General features: G+C 45.6%; 10 protein-coding genes. 8 read left to right on the top strand and 2 right to left on the bottom strand.

Features of this window, described 5'->3' with window-relative positions:
* From ACHFJ9_RS19890 to ACHFJ9_RS19855, 8 genes are all read left to right on the top strand, one after another.
* On the top strand, positions 1-2,331 hold the full coding sequence (locus ACHFJ9_RS19890; RefSeq protein WP_395356066.1) for a patatin-like phospholipase family protein: 2,331 nt from the start codon (positions 1-3) through the stop codon (positions 2,329-2,331).
* A 268-nt stretch (positions 2,332-2,599) separates the two neighbouring features.
* Positions 2,600-5,197 (top strand): bifunctional aconitate hydratase 2/2-methylisocitrate dehydratase, encoded by a 2,598-nt coding sequence (gene acnB / locus ACHFJ9_RS19885; protein WP_085342655.1) that lies wholly within the window; start codon positions 2,600-2,602, stop codon positions 5,195-5,197.
* A 99-nt stretch (positions 5,198-5,296) separates the two neighbouring features.
* Entirely contained in the window at positions 5,297-5,665 is a 369-nt protein-coding gene (locus tag ACHFJ9_RS19880; RefSeq protein ID WP_012841428.1) for a YacL family protein, read from the top strand.
* A gap of 188 nt (positions 5,666-5,853) precedes the next feature.
* Positions 5,854-6,192: a P-II family nitrogen regulator gene (locus ACHFJ9_RS19875; RefSeq protein ID WP_005396729.1), complete on the top strand. Its 339-nt coding sequence runs from the start codon at positions 5,854-5,856 to the stop codon at positions 6,190-6,192.
* A 27-nt stretch (positions 6,193-6,219) separates the two neighbouring features.
* The gene (locus ACHFJ9_RS19870) at positions 6,220-7,449 is read left to right on the top strand and encodes an ammonium transporter (RefSeq protein WP_046875065.1); all 1,230 of its coding nucleotides are present in this window, start codon (positions 6,220-6,222) and stop codon (positions 7,447-7,449) included.
* Positions 7,450-7,601: 152 nt separating this feature from the next.
* Complete coding sequence (locus tag ACHFJ9_RS19865) at positions 7,602-8,615, top strand: Fe(3+) ABC transporter substrate-binding protein (RefSeq protein WP_395356062.1); 1,014 nt, start codon at positions 7,602-7,604, stop codon at positions 8,613-8,615.
* Between the two features lie 99 nt (positions 8,616-8,714).
* The gene (locus tag ACHFJ9_RS19860) at positions 8,715-10,340 is read left to right on the top strand and encodes an ABC transporter permease (protein ID WP_395356060.1); all 1,626 of its coding nucleotides are present in this window, start codon (positions 8,715-8,717) and stop codon (positions 10,338-10,340) included.
* Positions 10,340-11,371, top strand: a complete 1,032-nt coding sequence (locus tag ACHFJ9_RS19855) for an ABC transporter ATP-binding protein (RefSeq protein WP_005396732.1) — start codon at positions 10,340-10,342, stop codon at positions 11,369-11,371. The genes ACHFJ9_RS19860 and ACHFJ9_RS19855 overlap by 1 nt, the downstream gene beginning before the upstream one ends.
* A gap of 150 nt (positions 11,372-11,521) precedes the next feature.
* Here the strand turns inward: ACHFJ9_RS19855 and ACHFJ9_RS19850 are convergent, their stop codons facing one another.
* Positions 11,522-12,934: a phosphoglucomutase/phosphomannomutase family protein gene (locus tag ACHFJ9_RS19850; protein ID WP_395356057.1), complete on the bottom strand. Its 1,413-nt coding sequence runs from the start codon at positions 12,932-12,934 to the stop codon at positions 11,522-11,524.
* A 106-nt stretch (positions 12,935-13,040) separates the two neighbouring features.
* Positions 13,041-15,449, bottom strand: a complete 2,409-nt coding sequence (locus tag ACHFJ9_RS19845; protein WP_395356055.1) for a GH36-type glycosyl hydrolase domain-containing protein — start codon at positions 15,447-15,449, stop codon at positions 13,041-13,043.
* Positions 15,450-15,482: the final 33 nt, after the last annotated feature.

Genomic DNA, 15,482 nt, shown 5'->3' with positions numbered 1-15,482 from the left:
ATGTTCAAAAAGCTGTTATCAAGCCCGTCGACTCGCCATTTCGCGCTTTGGGTTAGTGCCTTTTTGATCACCACTCCTTCAGTTTCCCTTGCAAACTCTCTAGCAAAAACGGATGACTTGGAGCCTCGCCCAAAGGTGGCGGTTGTGCTCGCTGGTGGTGGAGCAAAAGGCGCTGCGCATATCGGCGTTCTCAAAGCGTTAGAAGAGATGCAGATCCCGGTCGATATCGTAACGGGCACCAGTATGGGCGCTTATGTCGGTGGTCTCTATGCAACGGGGATGAGCGCTGATGAAATTGAAAGTTTTATCTACACCGTCGATTGGAGCAGTGGTTATCGAGATCGTGTCGACCGTAGTCAACGCCGAGTTCGTGATAAAGAGTATGAAGACCGCTATCAAATTAACACTGACCTCGGCTTAAGATTTGGTGAGGTTCGTGCCCCAACGGGTGTGGTGCAAGGCCAGAACATGTTGCGCGTATTGCGTGAGACTACAGGGAACTTAGGGCGATTCGATTCTTTTGATGATCTTGCCATTCCTTACCGCTCTGTGGCGACAGATATTCTTGCCCTAGAGGAAGTGGTTCTTGGCAATGGCTATCTCGTGGACGCAATGATGGCCAGTATGTCTGTACCAGGAGCGCTCCCTCCCTATAAGCTCAATGGCCATATGCTTGTCGATGGGGGCGTCGTCAATAACATGCCTGTCGATGTGGCTCGCGCCATGGGGGCAGATATTGTTATTGCTGTCGATATTAGCACCGACTACAAAACCGAAGATGAGTTTACCGGGCTGTTTACTGTAGCGGATCAACTTTCTAATTACCTAGTTCGTCGCAGTACGCAACAGCAAGTGGACGAGCTTGAACCACAAGATATTTATATTCGTCCCAATGTGGGCACCATGGAAACGGTCGAGTTCGACAAAATGCCTTGGGCTTTTCAAGCGGGCTACGATATTACCAAGCAGCTTGAAGATAAGCTGCAAGGTCTAAGTTTATCGAACGCAGAATACCAAAAGTATATTGATCACAAGCAAGAGGTACGTAAGACGCTGGTTTACGGTGATAAACGCATTGTTGATGACATTGTGATAGTGAATAACACCCACTACAGTGATGTATTACTTACTAACCGTATTCAATTGAAAACAGGTCGTCGTATTCCAACGGCTGAAATAGAAAAAGCCGTTGAAAATCTCTATGCGCTGGATCGTTTTGAGTTAATCACTTATCACTTTGAAGATGTTGATGGTAAGACATTGTTGGTTTTTGATGTTAACGAAAAGTCGTGGGGGCCGAATTACGTTAACTTTCGATTTTTCCTTGAAGATGACTTCGATACGGATAGCCAATACGGCATCGGTATGTCGACCAATTTTACTAATTTAAACTCGCATGGTGCAGAGTTGGCGTTCAACGTAGAAATGGGCACGGATAAGCTGATAGAAGCTGAGTTGTATTCGCCTGTTTTATCTAGTCAAACGCTTTTTGTTGCTGGCCGTGTTGGATACAGCAGTGAAGATAGAAACTTACCTTTTAGCGAATTTGAAAATCCGGACCTCAGCTCAGTTAACGACTTCTTACCCGTTTCCTATAATGACTTTGCTTCTGAACTGGCGATTGGCATTCAACCTACGTTATGGCAAGAGTTGCGCCTTGGTGCTCGTTACTCTACAGGAGATATTGAGCTGTCTACCTTGGCCTCGGCAGGGCAGCTAGACTTCGAGCGCAAAGGTATATTTGCGAGCTATCGACTCGATACGCTTGATGATTTTGCATTTCCTACTCGCGGACTGCTGGTCGATCTTGAATATTTCGTATCTCATGACAAGAGTCCGGAAGGCATCACTCTGCTCGACACGGAAAAGATGATTGAAGATACCGTGTATGAAATCTCCGCGCGATTCAAAGGTGCGGTCAGTCATCAGCGTCATACTTTAGTCGGACATGCAGAATATAGTTTTGTAGAAAGTAAAAATTCATCGGTTCCACTTGATCCGAGAGAGTTAGGCGGCTTTTTAAACCTATCTGGCATCCCAAGAAATAGCTTGATTGGACAGAACCTGTTTTTTAGTAGCTTGGTGTACCGATACAAATGGTTCGACAACGACTTTGGACTATTTGAAGCGCCAGTCTACCTAGGTGCATCAGTGGAATACGGTGGAGTGTGGTCAGATAATGATCTGAAGCTGAATGAAGCGCCACTTTACAATGCTGGCTCTATTTTCTTTGGTGTTGACTCACCAATCGGGCCAATTATGTTGGCTTATGGTCGTACTGAGCAGGATATGGATGCTGTGTATTTGATCGTAGGAACGTCGTTTAATTAACCGGGTATAAGAAAGCAAAAACTTGGCATATTTGGTCAAAATTAGCAGAACTTTAGTCGTAAGTTGCTATGTTGGTCAAAATGATAAGATTTTAATTTAAGGTTAAATTTGCTATTATTTTGCCCACAGTTTGGCCTCTACGGCGCTGTTTCTCAATCATAATTGAATGAAAACAAGGGCAATGGAGAGCCAAGTTTCCAAGGATGTTCACTCCTTTACTTTAACAATAGTAATAATAGAGGAGGAACCGCAATGAGAGGAAAAAGTCGTGCTTGAAGCCTACCGTAAACACGTCGAAGAGCGTGCTGCTGAAGGAGTTGTTCCTAAACCGCTAGACGCAGAACAAGTTGCTGGACTTGTAGAACTTCTGAAAAATCCCCCGCAAGGTGAAGAAGAGTTCATTCTTGACCTACTTGAAAACCGTATCCCTCCAGGTGTTGATGAAGCTGCTTATGTAAAAGCGGGTTTCCTAACAGCAGTAGCAAAAGGTGAAGTTAAATCACCATTAGTGAGTCGTGAAAAAGCGGCTGAACTGCTAGGCACTATGCAAGGTGGTTACAACATCGAGCCGCTAGTTGAGCTACTTGATGACGAAGCACTGGCAGAGATTGCTGTAGAAGCGCTGTCTCATACACTTCTGATGTTTGATGCTTTCTATGACGTAGAAGAGAAAGCAAAAGCAGGCAATGCGCATGCACAGAAAGTGCTTCAGTCATGGGCTGATGCTGAGTGGTTCCTTTCTAAGCCTAAGCTTGAAGAAAAAGTCACTCTAACTGTATTTAAAGTAACAGGTGAAACGAACACGGATGACCTTTCACCTGCACCTGATGCTTGGTCTCGTCCTGATATCCCAGTGCACGCACTTGCGATGCTGAAGAACGAGCGTGAAGGCATCAATCCTGATCAACCGGGCAATATTGGTCCGATCAAGCAAATTGAAGAATTGAAAGAAAAAGGTCACCAATTGGTTTACGTTGGTGATGTTGTTGGTACTGGTTCTTCACGTAAATCTGCAACCAACTCAGTACTTTGGTTTATGGGAGATGATATCCCTTACGTTCCAAACAAACGTGCTGGTGGTTATGTGCTTGGTGGTAAAATTGCACCTATCTTCTTCAACACAATGGAAGATGCGGGCGCACTACCAATCGAAGTCGACGTAACTAAGCTCAACATGGGCGATGTTATCGATGTTTACCCATATGAAGGTAAAGTTTGTAATCACGAAACAGGTGAAGTTTTAGCTGAGTTCTCGCTGAAAACGGAAGTACTGATTGATGAAGTTCGTGCTGGTGGTCGTATCCCATTGATCATCGGTCGTGGTTTGACAGACAAAGCGCGTCAATCGCTAGGTCTTGAGCCTTCGGATGTATTCCGTAAACCTGGTGAAATTGCAGATTCTGGCAAGGGTTACACGCTTGCACAGAAAATGGTTGGTAAAGCGTGTGGCGTAGAAGGCATTCGCCCTGGTACCTACTGTGAGCCGAAGATGACGACAGTAGGTTCGCAAGATACTACCGGCCCTATGACTCGTGATGAACTTAAAGACTTGGCGTGTTTGGGCTTCTCTGCTGATCTTGTCATGCAGTCTTTCTGTCACACCTCTGCGTATCCAAAACCAGTAGACGTTAACACGCACCACACACTTCCGGACTTTATCATGAACCGCGGTGGTGTATCTCTTCGCCCAGGTGACGGTATTATCCACTCATGGCTAAACCGTATGCTACTGCCGGATACAGTCGGTACGGGTGGTGACTCACATACTCGTTTCCCGCTAGGTATTTCATTCCCAGCAGGTTCGGGGTTGGTTGCCTTTGCAGCTGCGACAGGCGTTATGCCACTAGATATGCCTGAGTCAATCTTGGTTCGCTTTAAAGGTGAAATGCAACCGGGTATCACACTGCGTGACCTTGTTCATGCCATCCCTTACTACGCGATTCAGCAAGGTCTACTAACGGTAGAGAAAGCGGGCAAGATCAACGAATTCTCTGGTCGTATCCTTGAGATTGAAGGCCTAGAAACGCTAACTGTTGAGCAAGCATTTGAGCTGTCTGATGCTTCTGCTGAGCGTTCTGCGGCAGGTTGTACTGTGAAACTGTCGCAAGAGTCGATCGAAGAGTACCTAAACTCTAACATCGTGATGCTGAAGTGGATGATCTCTGAAGGTTACGGTGACCGCCGTACTATCGAACGTCGTATTACAGCGATGGAAGAGTGGCTAGCAAATCCTGAGCTGATGCAAGCGGATAAAGACGCTGAATACGCACATATTATTGAAATCGATATGGCTGAAATCAATGAGCCAGTACTATGTGCACCGAATGATCCGGATGACGCTCGCTTGTTGTCTGAAGTACAAGGCACAGCGATTGATGAAGTGTTCATCGGTTCTTGTATGACGAATATCGGTCACTTCCGCGCTGCTGGTAAGCTGCTAGATAAGTTCAACGGACAGCTTGCAACTCGTCTATGGATCGCTCCGCCAACGAAGATGGACAAGGATCAGCTAACGGAAGAGGGTTATTACGGTATCTTTGGCCGTGCTGGGGTTCGAATCGAAACACCAGGATGTTCACTGTGTATGGGTAACCAAGCGCGTGTTGCAGACAAATCAACAGTGATGTCTACCTCAACGCGTAACTTCCCGAACCGTCTAGGTACTGGTGCGAATGTTTACCTGTCGTCTGCGGAACTAGCTGCCGTAGGTGCAATCCTTGGTAAGATTCCAACTAAAGAAGAGTACTTGGAGTATGCGAAGCAAATTGATGCAACCGCTACAGATACTTACCGCTACTTGAACTTCCATAAAATGGATCAGTACACCAAGAAAGCGGATGAAGTGATATTCCAAGAGCCTGCATAAGTTTAACTGCACAATTAAAAAGCACCTCAAACGAGGTGCTTTTTTTATGGGCGCAATTCGCTATACTCCGCACCAAATTGATACGAAAAGGCAATCTCGATGGAATTTGAATTCATCCGTAACACGTTGATGGGCGAGTACTACGTAAAATGCAGCATGGGGCATGAGATTGTTGGGCGCTGGCTACAAGAAGAAATTGGCAAAGATCCTATGAAGATAGCTCAGGTTGAAAAGCTAATTGAGCAGTCATTTTCAGCGCCTTCTCAAGAGCATAACCTAACAGGTACAGAAATTAGCTTGATGATTCAGGGCGATGAAGTCCTAGTGCAAGAAAACGCATTGGCCCATGACCATGATGTTGAGATGGAAAGTGAATTCGATTTCTACAATGCAGAAAGTACAGCAAGCTGTGGAATAGAGGACTTCATGATTCTTATCGAGCGATGGAAAGACTTTTTGAACATTTAGTGCACAGTTTTGGGTAACTTTCCTTCTGTTGCTTTAAATTTGTGAAAAGGGCGCACCGATATGGTGCGCCCTTTTTGTTTATAGATATGTAAATTGACGTTAGTTTTTATTATTCAATGACTTAAAAACTTGGCACGTAGATTGGATTATTAGAAGTGTTTCAGGATGAAAGCTTCGGAGAGAATTGAATGAAAATAATCAATGCCATTATTAAGCCGTTTAAATTAGACGATGTGCGAGAAGCATTGGCTAACGTCGGTATCGAAGGGATGACGGTATCAGAAGTTAAAGGGTTTGGTCGTCAAAAAGGCCACACGGAACTGTATCGCGGCGCTGAGTATCAGGTCGATTTCCTACCAAAAGTGAAAATTGAAATCGCTACTCACGCGGATAATGTTGAGCGAGTGGTTGAAGCGATTACAAAAGCTGCGCAAACAGGAAAGATTGGTGACGGTAAAATTTTTGTCTACGACCTGAACCAAGCGGTGCGTATCCGAACGGGCGAAATGGACGCAGAAGCACTTTAAGAATTCAAGGGATTGGAGAAACTTATTATGGAATTAACAACAACAGTAACCGAGTTACGTTACGCACTTGACACCTTTTTCTTCCTCATTTCCGGTGCGTTGGTAATGTGGATGGCAGCTGGTTTTGCGATGCTAGAAGCGGGTCTTGTGCGCTCTAAGAACACAACAGAAATTCTTACGAAGAACATCTGTTTGTACGCAATTGCATGTACGATGTTTCTAATCGTTGGTTACAACATCATGTATGTCGACAACGGAGAAGGAGGCTGGTTACCTTCATTTGGTGCGCTGATTGGTACCCAAGGAGAAGGGGCTGATCACTCTCTAGAGTCTGATTTCTTCTTCCAAGTCGTCTTCGTTGCAACCGCAATGTCCGTCGTTTCTGGTGCGGTGGCTGAACGTATGAAGCTTTGGTCTTTCTTGGTTTTCTCTGCGATTTTGACCGCATTTATCTACCCAATGGAAGGTTATTGGACATGGGGCGGTGGCTTCCTAGCAGAAGCTGGATTTAGCGACTTTGCGGGTTCAGGCATCGTACATATGGCTGGTGCTTCTGCAGCTCTCGCTGGTGTGTTATTGCTTGGTGCTCGCAAAGGTAAATATGGCAAAAACGGTGAAATCTACCCGATTCCAGGTTCAAACATGCCTTTGGCAACACTAGGTACTTTCATCCTTTGGTTTGGTTGGTTTGGGTTTAACGGTGGTTCTCAGTTGATGGTTTCAGACTTTGAGAACGCAACAGCGGTAGGTCAGATCTTCCTAAACACCAACGCAGCTGCTGCTGCAGGTGCTATTGCGGCGCTATTTGTATGTAAAACAACTTGGGGCAAAGCGGACTTAACGATGATTCTCAATGGTGCGCTAGCTGGCTTGGTTGCCATCACTGCAGATCCTCTATCACCATCGCCATTATATGCGGTTGCTATCGGTGCAGTATCTGGCGCGCTAGTCGTATTCAGCATCATTGGCCTGGATAAACTGAAAATTGATGACCCAGTCGGTGCGATTTCAGTGCACGGTGTTTGTGGCTTCTTTGGTTTGATGGTCGTACCACTAAGTAACGGCGATGCTACATTCGGTGCACAGCTTTTAGGTGCTGTCGTTATCTTTGCTTGGGTATTTGGTGCTAGCCTAGTGGTGTGGGCTATCTTGAAAGCAACCGTTGGAATTCGCGTCACGGAAGATGAAGAAATGGAAGGTATGGACATGCATGATTGTGGCGTCGGTGCGTACCCAGAATTTGTCACTGTGAAGTAATCAATAGCCTGTAATAAATAGTTACACTCTCAACATATAAAAACCTGCTCCGATGAGCAGGTTTTTTAATATTTGTCATTGTCTTCTTATTGAACATACATATAATAACGCAACTGATAAACGTTATCATTAGCATGGTAAAGGATTAAACAATGAAAAAACTGCTAACTCTTTCAGCATTAACTTGCGCAACCTTAGCTCCAACAGCAATGGCTGCTGAAGAAGTGAACGTCTACTCTTACCGTCAACCTTTCCTAGTTGAACCTATGTTCAACGAGTTCACTAAAGAAACTGGCATCAAAGTAAACGTAAAATTTGCTAAAAAAGGCTTAGCAGAAAAGCTAGCTCAAGAAGGCGAGTACAGCCCAGCTGACGTTATCCTTACGACAGACATCAGTCGTCTAGCTGAACTGACAAACAAAGGTTTAGTTCAGAAAGTAGATAGCAAAATCATTGAAGAAAACGTACCAGCTCAATACCAAGATAAAGAGAATGAGTGGTTTGCTCTAACTCTACGCTCACGTAGTGTTTACTCTTCACGTGATCGCGTAGGTAAACTAGGCGCAGATTTCAACTATGTAGATCTGGCTAAGCCAGAGTTCAAAGGTAAAATTTGTACTCGTAGCGGTAAGCACCCGTACAACGTTTCTCTAGTTTCAGCAATGATTGCTCACAATGGCGAAGCAGAAACCAAAGAGTGGTTGGAAGGCGTGAAAGCAAACCTTGCTCGCAAACCACAAGGCAACGATCGTGCACAAGTTAAAGCGATCAAAGAAGGTCTATGTGATGTTTCTCTAGGTAACAGCTACTACCTAGGTAAAATGGTTAACGACAAAGAGCAAAAAGCTTGGGCAGATGCAGTTTACATCAACTTCCCTAACCAAGAGACTACAGGTACTCACGTAAACATCTCTGGTATGGCGATGGCGAAGTACTCTCCAAACAAAGACAATGCTGTGAAGCTAATGGAATTCCTAACGGGTGACAAAGCGCAGCAGATGTACGCAGAAGTTAACTACGAGTACCCTGTTAAAGAAGGCGTGAAGCGTTCTGAACTTGTGGAATCTTGGGGTGACTTTAAAGCAGACAAGCTTTCTCTAGACGATATTGCAGCCAATCACGAAGCGGCAATTAAGCTATTAGACGAAGTGAAATTTGACCTTTAATTCCTTGTGGGGGTATAACAGTACCCCCATTTGATTAAAGGATATGAGATGTATTTGCAACAGCATTTGTATTTCATACAGCCTTGCAGTAATTAGGCGATGAAAGATAAACACTCTTTATGGAAAACCAGTAGTGGGGTAATAACTCTGTTACTGGTTTTGCCGATCTTAGCGATCTTCTACACCGCAATTGGTGAAACGGATGATTTGTTTGCCCATTTAATGGCGACAGTCATGCCGACTTATATTTTTAACACGGTTGCGCTCACTATTGGCGTAATGGTGTTGTCCTTAATTCTTGGTATACCAAGCGCTTGGATAATGGCCATGTGTAAACTGCCGACCGAAAAATGGTTGCAGTGGGCATTGGTGTTACCTCTTGCGATGCCAGGTTATATCATTGGTTATATTTTTACTGATTGGTTTGATTTTGCTGGTCCAATTCAGATCTTTTTGCGTGATGTAACCGGATGGGGACCTGGCGAGTATTGGTTCCCTGATATTCGCACCTTGCCTGGCGCGACCTTTGTGTTGGCTTTAGTGCTGTACCCTTACGTGTATTTGCTGTGTCGAGCTGCATTTATGGAGCAAAATGTCTCTTTGTTGCAAAGCGCGCGTTTGCTCAAGTGCTCTCCATGGGAAAGCTTTTGGCGCATCTCGATGCCACTAGTGCGACCTTCTATCGCTGTGGGTTTGTCGCTGGTCGCAATGGAGACCATCGGTGACTTTGGTACTGTAAGTTACTTCGCTGTGAATACGTTAACCACAGCGGTCTACGATACTTGGTTGGGGTACTCTAATCTTAATGCAGCAGCCAAGATTTCAGCCATGATGCTTGTCATTGTAGTACTGCTCCTCAGTGCCGAACGCTACAGTCGTCGTAAACAAAAGCTTTTTCAAAGCCAATTTAACAGTCACGAAGATTTTCGTTATGAGTTGATGGGCTGGAAAAAGTGGACCGCGCTGGTTTGGTGTTGGGGCTTGGTTTCGGTCGCGTTTATTTTGCCATTACTACAGCTGATTGATTATGCGATAACTTACTTTGCGCAGAGTTGGACCCCCGAGTTTCGTGAATACGCATGGAATAGTTTGGTCGTGTCGGTTATTGCCGCCATTATTGGTGTTGCTGTCGCACTGATCGTTAACTTTACCCATCGCGTCAATGGCAAGCGCGAAAGCTTGGCATTTATGCGTCTTTCTTCGATGGGGTATGCAGTGCCAGGAACCGTATTAGCGATTGGTGTGATGGTCGCAGTACTATTTATGGATCACCGCGTCAACGACCTTGCTAAAGCCATGGAGTGGGGAAGACCGGGACTTATTTTTTCTGGCTCCATGTTCGCCCTGGTTTTTGCCATGGTTGTGCGCTTTTCAGCGGTGGCGATTGGTAGTATCGAAAGTAATTTAAATAAAATTTCGCCTTCGTTAGATATGGCGTCTCGCACCATGGGTTGTAAGCCTAATGCCATGCTGTGGCGTGTGCACTTTCCGCTGGTTAAACGTGGTGCACTGATTGCGGCTCTGTTAGTGTTTATCGAGTCGATGAAAGAGCTCAATGCGGCTCTATTACTTCGTCCATTTAACTTTGAAACACTAGCCACATACGTTTATAACTTCGCCTCGGATGAGCATTTAGAATTGGCCGCTTTGCCTGCGGTTCTGTTGGTTCTTGTTGGGTTGATCCCGCTTGTTGTTGTTAACCGTTCACTGGAGCAAAATCACTGATGAGCTGCGCATTATCAATTAAAAACCTAACTTGCCAATATGATGATCAAACCGTACTCGAATCATTGTCTCTTGAGGTGGAGCAAGGGCAAATTGTCTGTTTACTAGGTGCAAGTGGTTGCGGAAAAACAACACTATTAAAAGCCGTTGCGGGATTATTGCCGTTAACGTCAGGCGAAATGAGCTTAAATTGCGTCACGATTGATGATGGGGAGAACTGGTTGCCACCAGAACAGCGTAATATCGGGATGATTTTCCAAGATTATGCGCTTTTTCCTCACCTGACGGTGGAGCAAAATATTGCCTTTGGCTTAAAGCATTACTCGACAAAAGAGAAAAATGGCAAAGTCCAAGAGATGCTCGAGCTCGTGCATTTGCAAGGCTATGGCGATCGTTATCCTCATCAATTGTCTGGAGGACAGCAGCAGCGTGTTGCGATTGCTCGCTCATTAGCTTACAGCCCAGACTTATTGTTGCTGGATGAGCCGTTCTCTAATATTGATACGCAAGTTCGCCATGAGTTGATAAGTGAGATCCGTAAGATTTTTAAGGCGCAAGGCGTGACTGCCATTTTTGTTACGCATAGCCGTGAAGAGGCTTTTGCCTTCGCTGATAAAATGGCAGTGATGAACAATGGTGTTATCGAGCAATATGGCACGGCATCTGAGCTTTACTACCAGCCCTCAAGTAAGTTTGTTGCGGATTTCTTAGGTGGTGGTAGCTACCTGGCCGCTAAACGAGTTTCGGATTCAGAATATGAAACCCACTTGGGTGTGGTTGAAGCCACAGCCCAACAAGAGATCCCAGTGCAGTCTGAATGCTCTTTGTTGCTAAGGCCGCAACATGTACAAATTCAATCCGATGAAGAGAGCTCAGTAACGGTGCTGGAGCAGCACTTTATGGGCGACCACTGCCGTTACGTGATTGATGCGAATGGCGACCGTTTGTTGGCTACAGCATCGCAGGCATTAAATATTGGTGAGTCTGTTGCTGTGAAAATTGAAACGCAGGGCGTGCTGGCATTCGCATAACGTTACTGGGTACCTTTACTATTCTCTTATGCCTGCCTACACACAATAAAAAAGCCCGGCAGTGATGCCGGGCAAGTATTCTTCCCCTTAGCGACAGCTTGAATTACATGACAAGCGTAGCCGAAGTGCTCGAAGCGGGCACAAGGTCAGTTATAAAGATAAGAAGTCTTTAAACTGTTGAAGAACACGTTCCGCAGTGTCCTTATCTTGCATTTCTGCAAAAATACGTAGTAACGGCTCAGTACCAGAGAAGCGTGCGATGATCCAACCGCCGTTCTTGAAGTAGACTTTCGCACCATCTTCATAGCTGACTTTTTCGATTTCAAACTCAAACTCAGGCAACTGCTTTTCAATATAAATTTTGTTGAACAGTACCTCTTTTTGCGCCGGTTTGAACTTGCAATCACCTTCTGCCATGTAGGCATAGCCATACTTACCGTAGATTTCATCTAGCAACTCAGACAGCTTCTTGCCGGTTACTGAAATCATTTCAACTAACAAGCTAGACGCGAAGACGCCATCTTTACCTTTGATGTGGCCGCGAATGGTTAGGCCGCCAGAGCTTTCCCCACCAATCAGTGAGTCATCCGCTTCCATTTGAGAGCTGATGTGCTTAAAGCCTACTGGTACCTCAAAGCATTTTTCACCGTGGTCTTCAGCAATTTTATCGAGAAGATGAGTCGTCGCGATGTTACGTACCACGGAACCTGTCCAACCTTTGTACTCCAATAAGTAATAATAAAGTAGAATCAGGACTTCATTCGGATGAATGAAGTTACCTTTTTCGTCAATAATACCAAGACGGTCCGCATCGCCATCGGTACCGATGCCAATATCGTAACCTTGCTCTTTTACTAGGTGCATCAAACGGTAGAGTGTTGCAGCACTTGGCGAAGGCATTAACCCACCGAAGTCTGGGTTTTTTCCATCGTTAATCACATCAACGTCACAGCGGCCATTGATTAATACGGTTTGCAGCGCATTTTTTGCAACACCGAACATCGGGTCAATCAAAACGCGTAGGTTGGCTTTTTTGATCGACTCGATATCAATAAAGTTAATGATCGAATCTACGAATTCGTTCATCGGGTTGATAATTTGAATCAGCTTATCTTCAACCGCTTGTTCAAAATCGACACTTTTTACATTTTGTGCAGTGAGCGTATCGATTTGTGATTCGATTTTTTGGGTGATGATTTCATCTGCATCACGACCGCCTTCAATGAAGACTTTAATGCCGTTGTAATCGGCCGGGTTGTGCGATGCCGTAATACATGCAGAGTAAGCGCAGCCCATTTCCTTCGCTTTAAACATTACGATAGGCGTTGGAACAAACTTATCGATAAAGCTAACGACGATGCCGTTTGCTGCTAAAACTTCGGCAAACCAACGGCCAGCTTTGTCAGACAGAAAACGTCGGTCATAGCCAATGACAAAGCCGCGATCAGCAACAGATTCGTTATTCGTAATGTTTGCAACTGCTTGAGCAACCAAACGAACATTATCTTTAGTGAATTCTTCACCGATGAATGCGCGCCAACCGCCTGTACCAAATTTGATCATGATTCGAACCTCAATAAGGGCGGCAATACACCGCGCCTTAAAATTTTGCTAGCGAGCCCAATGCACAAGCTAAAGAGCAAAAGTGCATTGGGGCATTTTTAAGCGATTAACCTAGTGTTACGATCACTTCGTTTACTGAACCTTCCGCTTGAACTGGTACAGAGGCACCATTTACTGCTTTACCGTTCACAGTAATCGACTTCACGCCTTTGCTTACTGAGTCTGGGTTAACGACTTTGATGTTGTAAGTTGCACCTAGCCATTGGCGAGTCACTTCGAAGCCCGGCCAGTCCGTTGGGATACATGGATCGATAGTCAGACCATCGAAGCCGGTACGCACACCAAGGATAAAGTTGGTAACAGCGAAGTAAGCCCAGCCAGATGTACCTGTTAACCATGGGTGGTTTGCACGACCGTGGTCTTGGTGGTCACGACCCATAATGAACTGAACGTATGAGTATGGTTCTGCAATACGTTTTTCGATGATGTCGTTCTGGTTGTATGGGTTTAGTGCATCGTAGAATTTCATTGCACGGTCACCACGACCCAGTTTCGCTTCAGCTACCCAAGCCCATGGGTTTGGATGCGAGAAGATTGCACCGTTCTCTTTTACGCCTTGGTAAACGCGAGTTACGAAGCCGATATCATCATTCGGTGTTGCAAAAGATGGTGAGTTTAGGTGAAGGCCGTACTCAGAGAAGAGGTTCTCGTCGACCGCGTCCATTGCCTTTTCACCGCGCTCTTGAGAAACCGCGCCAGACAGAACCGCTAGCGTGTTTGACTCAAGGTGTACACGACCTTCTTTTTGCTGCGCAGTACCGATCTTGTCGCCATTTTTCGTTAGACCACGGATATACCAGCCGCCTTCTTCGTCCCAAAGGTGTGTTTCACACGCTTCACGCACGTTTGCCGCCATCTCGGTGTACTTCTCAACGTCAGCGTCTTTGCCTAGGTATTTTGCAAGGTCGATGAACTCTTGTAGCGCCCAGAAGTGCAGGAAAGACACCATTGAAGACTCGCCGCCACCTAGGTTTAGACAGTCGTTCCAGTCGGCACGTAGACCTTTACAGATGCCCGTTTGACCCACGTATTCAGCAGAGAAGTCTAGCGCAGCTTTCATGTGGTCATACACGGTTGCATCACCACCATCCGCGTAAGGAATCACTTCGTCGAAGAAGCTGTGCTCACCGGTTTCCATCACGTATTTACAGATGGTTGGTACTAGCCATAGGTGATCATCAGAGCAAGTGTCTTCAATACCGTGGATCTTATCTTCATCGGACGGAGTAGGAACAACTGTTGGAGACTTAGATGGTTTAACATCTGCTTTTTCAGGATCGAACCAATCAGGATCGAATAGGTGTAGGCCGTAACCCGCTTTTACTTGGCCGCGTAGTAGGTCCACAATGCGCTTGCGTGTCATCGCTGGGTTTGCATGTGGTACGGAAATCGCATCCTGCGCGGTGTCACGGTAACCAAGACCAGTACGCCCGCCGACCTCAATGAACGAAGCAAAGCGAGACCAAACTACACACGTTTCTGCTTGGTATAGCGTCCAAGCATTGATCATGGTGTCTAGGCCTTCGTTTGGCGATTTCACTTGGAACTTGCCACAACGCTCATCCCAGTGTGCTTTGATGCCAGCAAATGCATTGTCGACTTCTGCAAGGTCTTGGTACTTAGCACGCAGACGTTCACCGTTGCCTTTACCGATACCTAGAATGTAAGCAAAGCGAACTTCTTCTCCTGGTTGGATAGTAAATTGCTTGTGCAGAGAGCCACAGTGGTTGTAACACGTTTGTGCGGTGTTAAAACACTTACCTTGTTCTACTGCTAGTGGGTTTGCTTCGTCGCGGTATAGACCTAGGAAGCTATCACGTTGACCGTCGTATGAATCTGGATCAAACGTTGATGCTAGGTAGTAGAAGCCTTCGAAATCGTTAGTGTTGTAGTACAGGTCGTATTCAATCACACCTTCGTTGTATGAAGTACCAGCAGAGTAGAGAGACATCTGGTGGTTTTGGTTATCAGATTGAATGTGGCTGAATGAGAACTCAACAAATGAGAATGCACTGATCGTACGCGGTTTGTCAGAGGTGTTCTTGATGACCACATCCCAAATTTCCGCGTCTTCGCCTTTTGGTACAAAGAGCGTTTTGGTTGCGCTAATACCGCTGTATTCACACTTGAACTTAGAGTATGACAAACCATGACGAACTTCATAGTTCGCTTCGTCTAGGCTTTTGGCGACTGGTTGCCAAGAGATTGACCAGTAATCACCCGTCTCATCATCACGTAGGTAAACGTAGTGTCCTGGGCGATCGAATGTCGCGTTTGGACGGAATTTAGTAACACGGTTGTATTCTGGAGAGTTGTAGAACGAGTAGCCCCCCGCGTTATGCGAGATAACGGTACAGAATTTTTCTGTACCTAGGTAGTTGGTCCAAGGAGCAGGTACATCAGGGCGAGTAATGACGTATTCACGATTCTCGTTATCGAAATAGCCGTATTTCATTTGTGTATTTCCTTTTTACAAAGCTGCGTCTGC

It is taken from the genome of Vibrio sp. D3 (genome assembly GCF_043995865.1).
GTDB classification, from domain to species: Bacteria; Pseudomonadota; Gammaproteobacteria; order Enterobacterales; family Vibrionaceae; genus Vibrio; species Vibrio diabolicus.
Note: the sequence above shows the minus strand (reverse complement) of the source record. Positions and strands in the feature narration are given on the sequence as shown.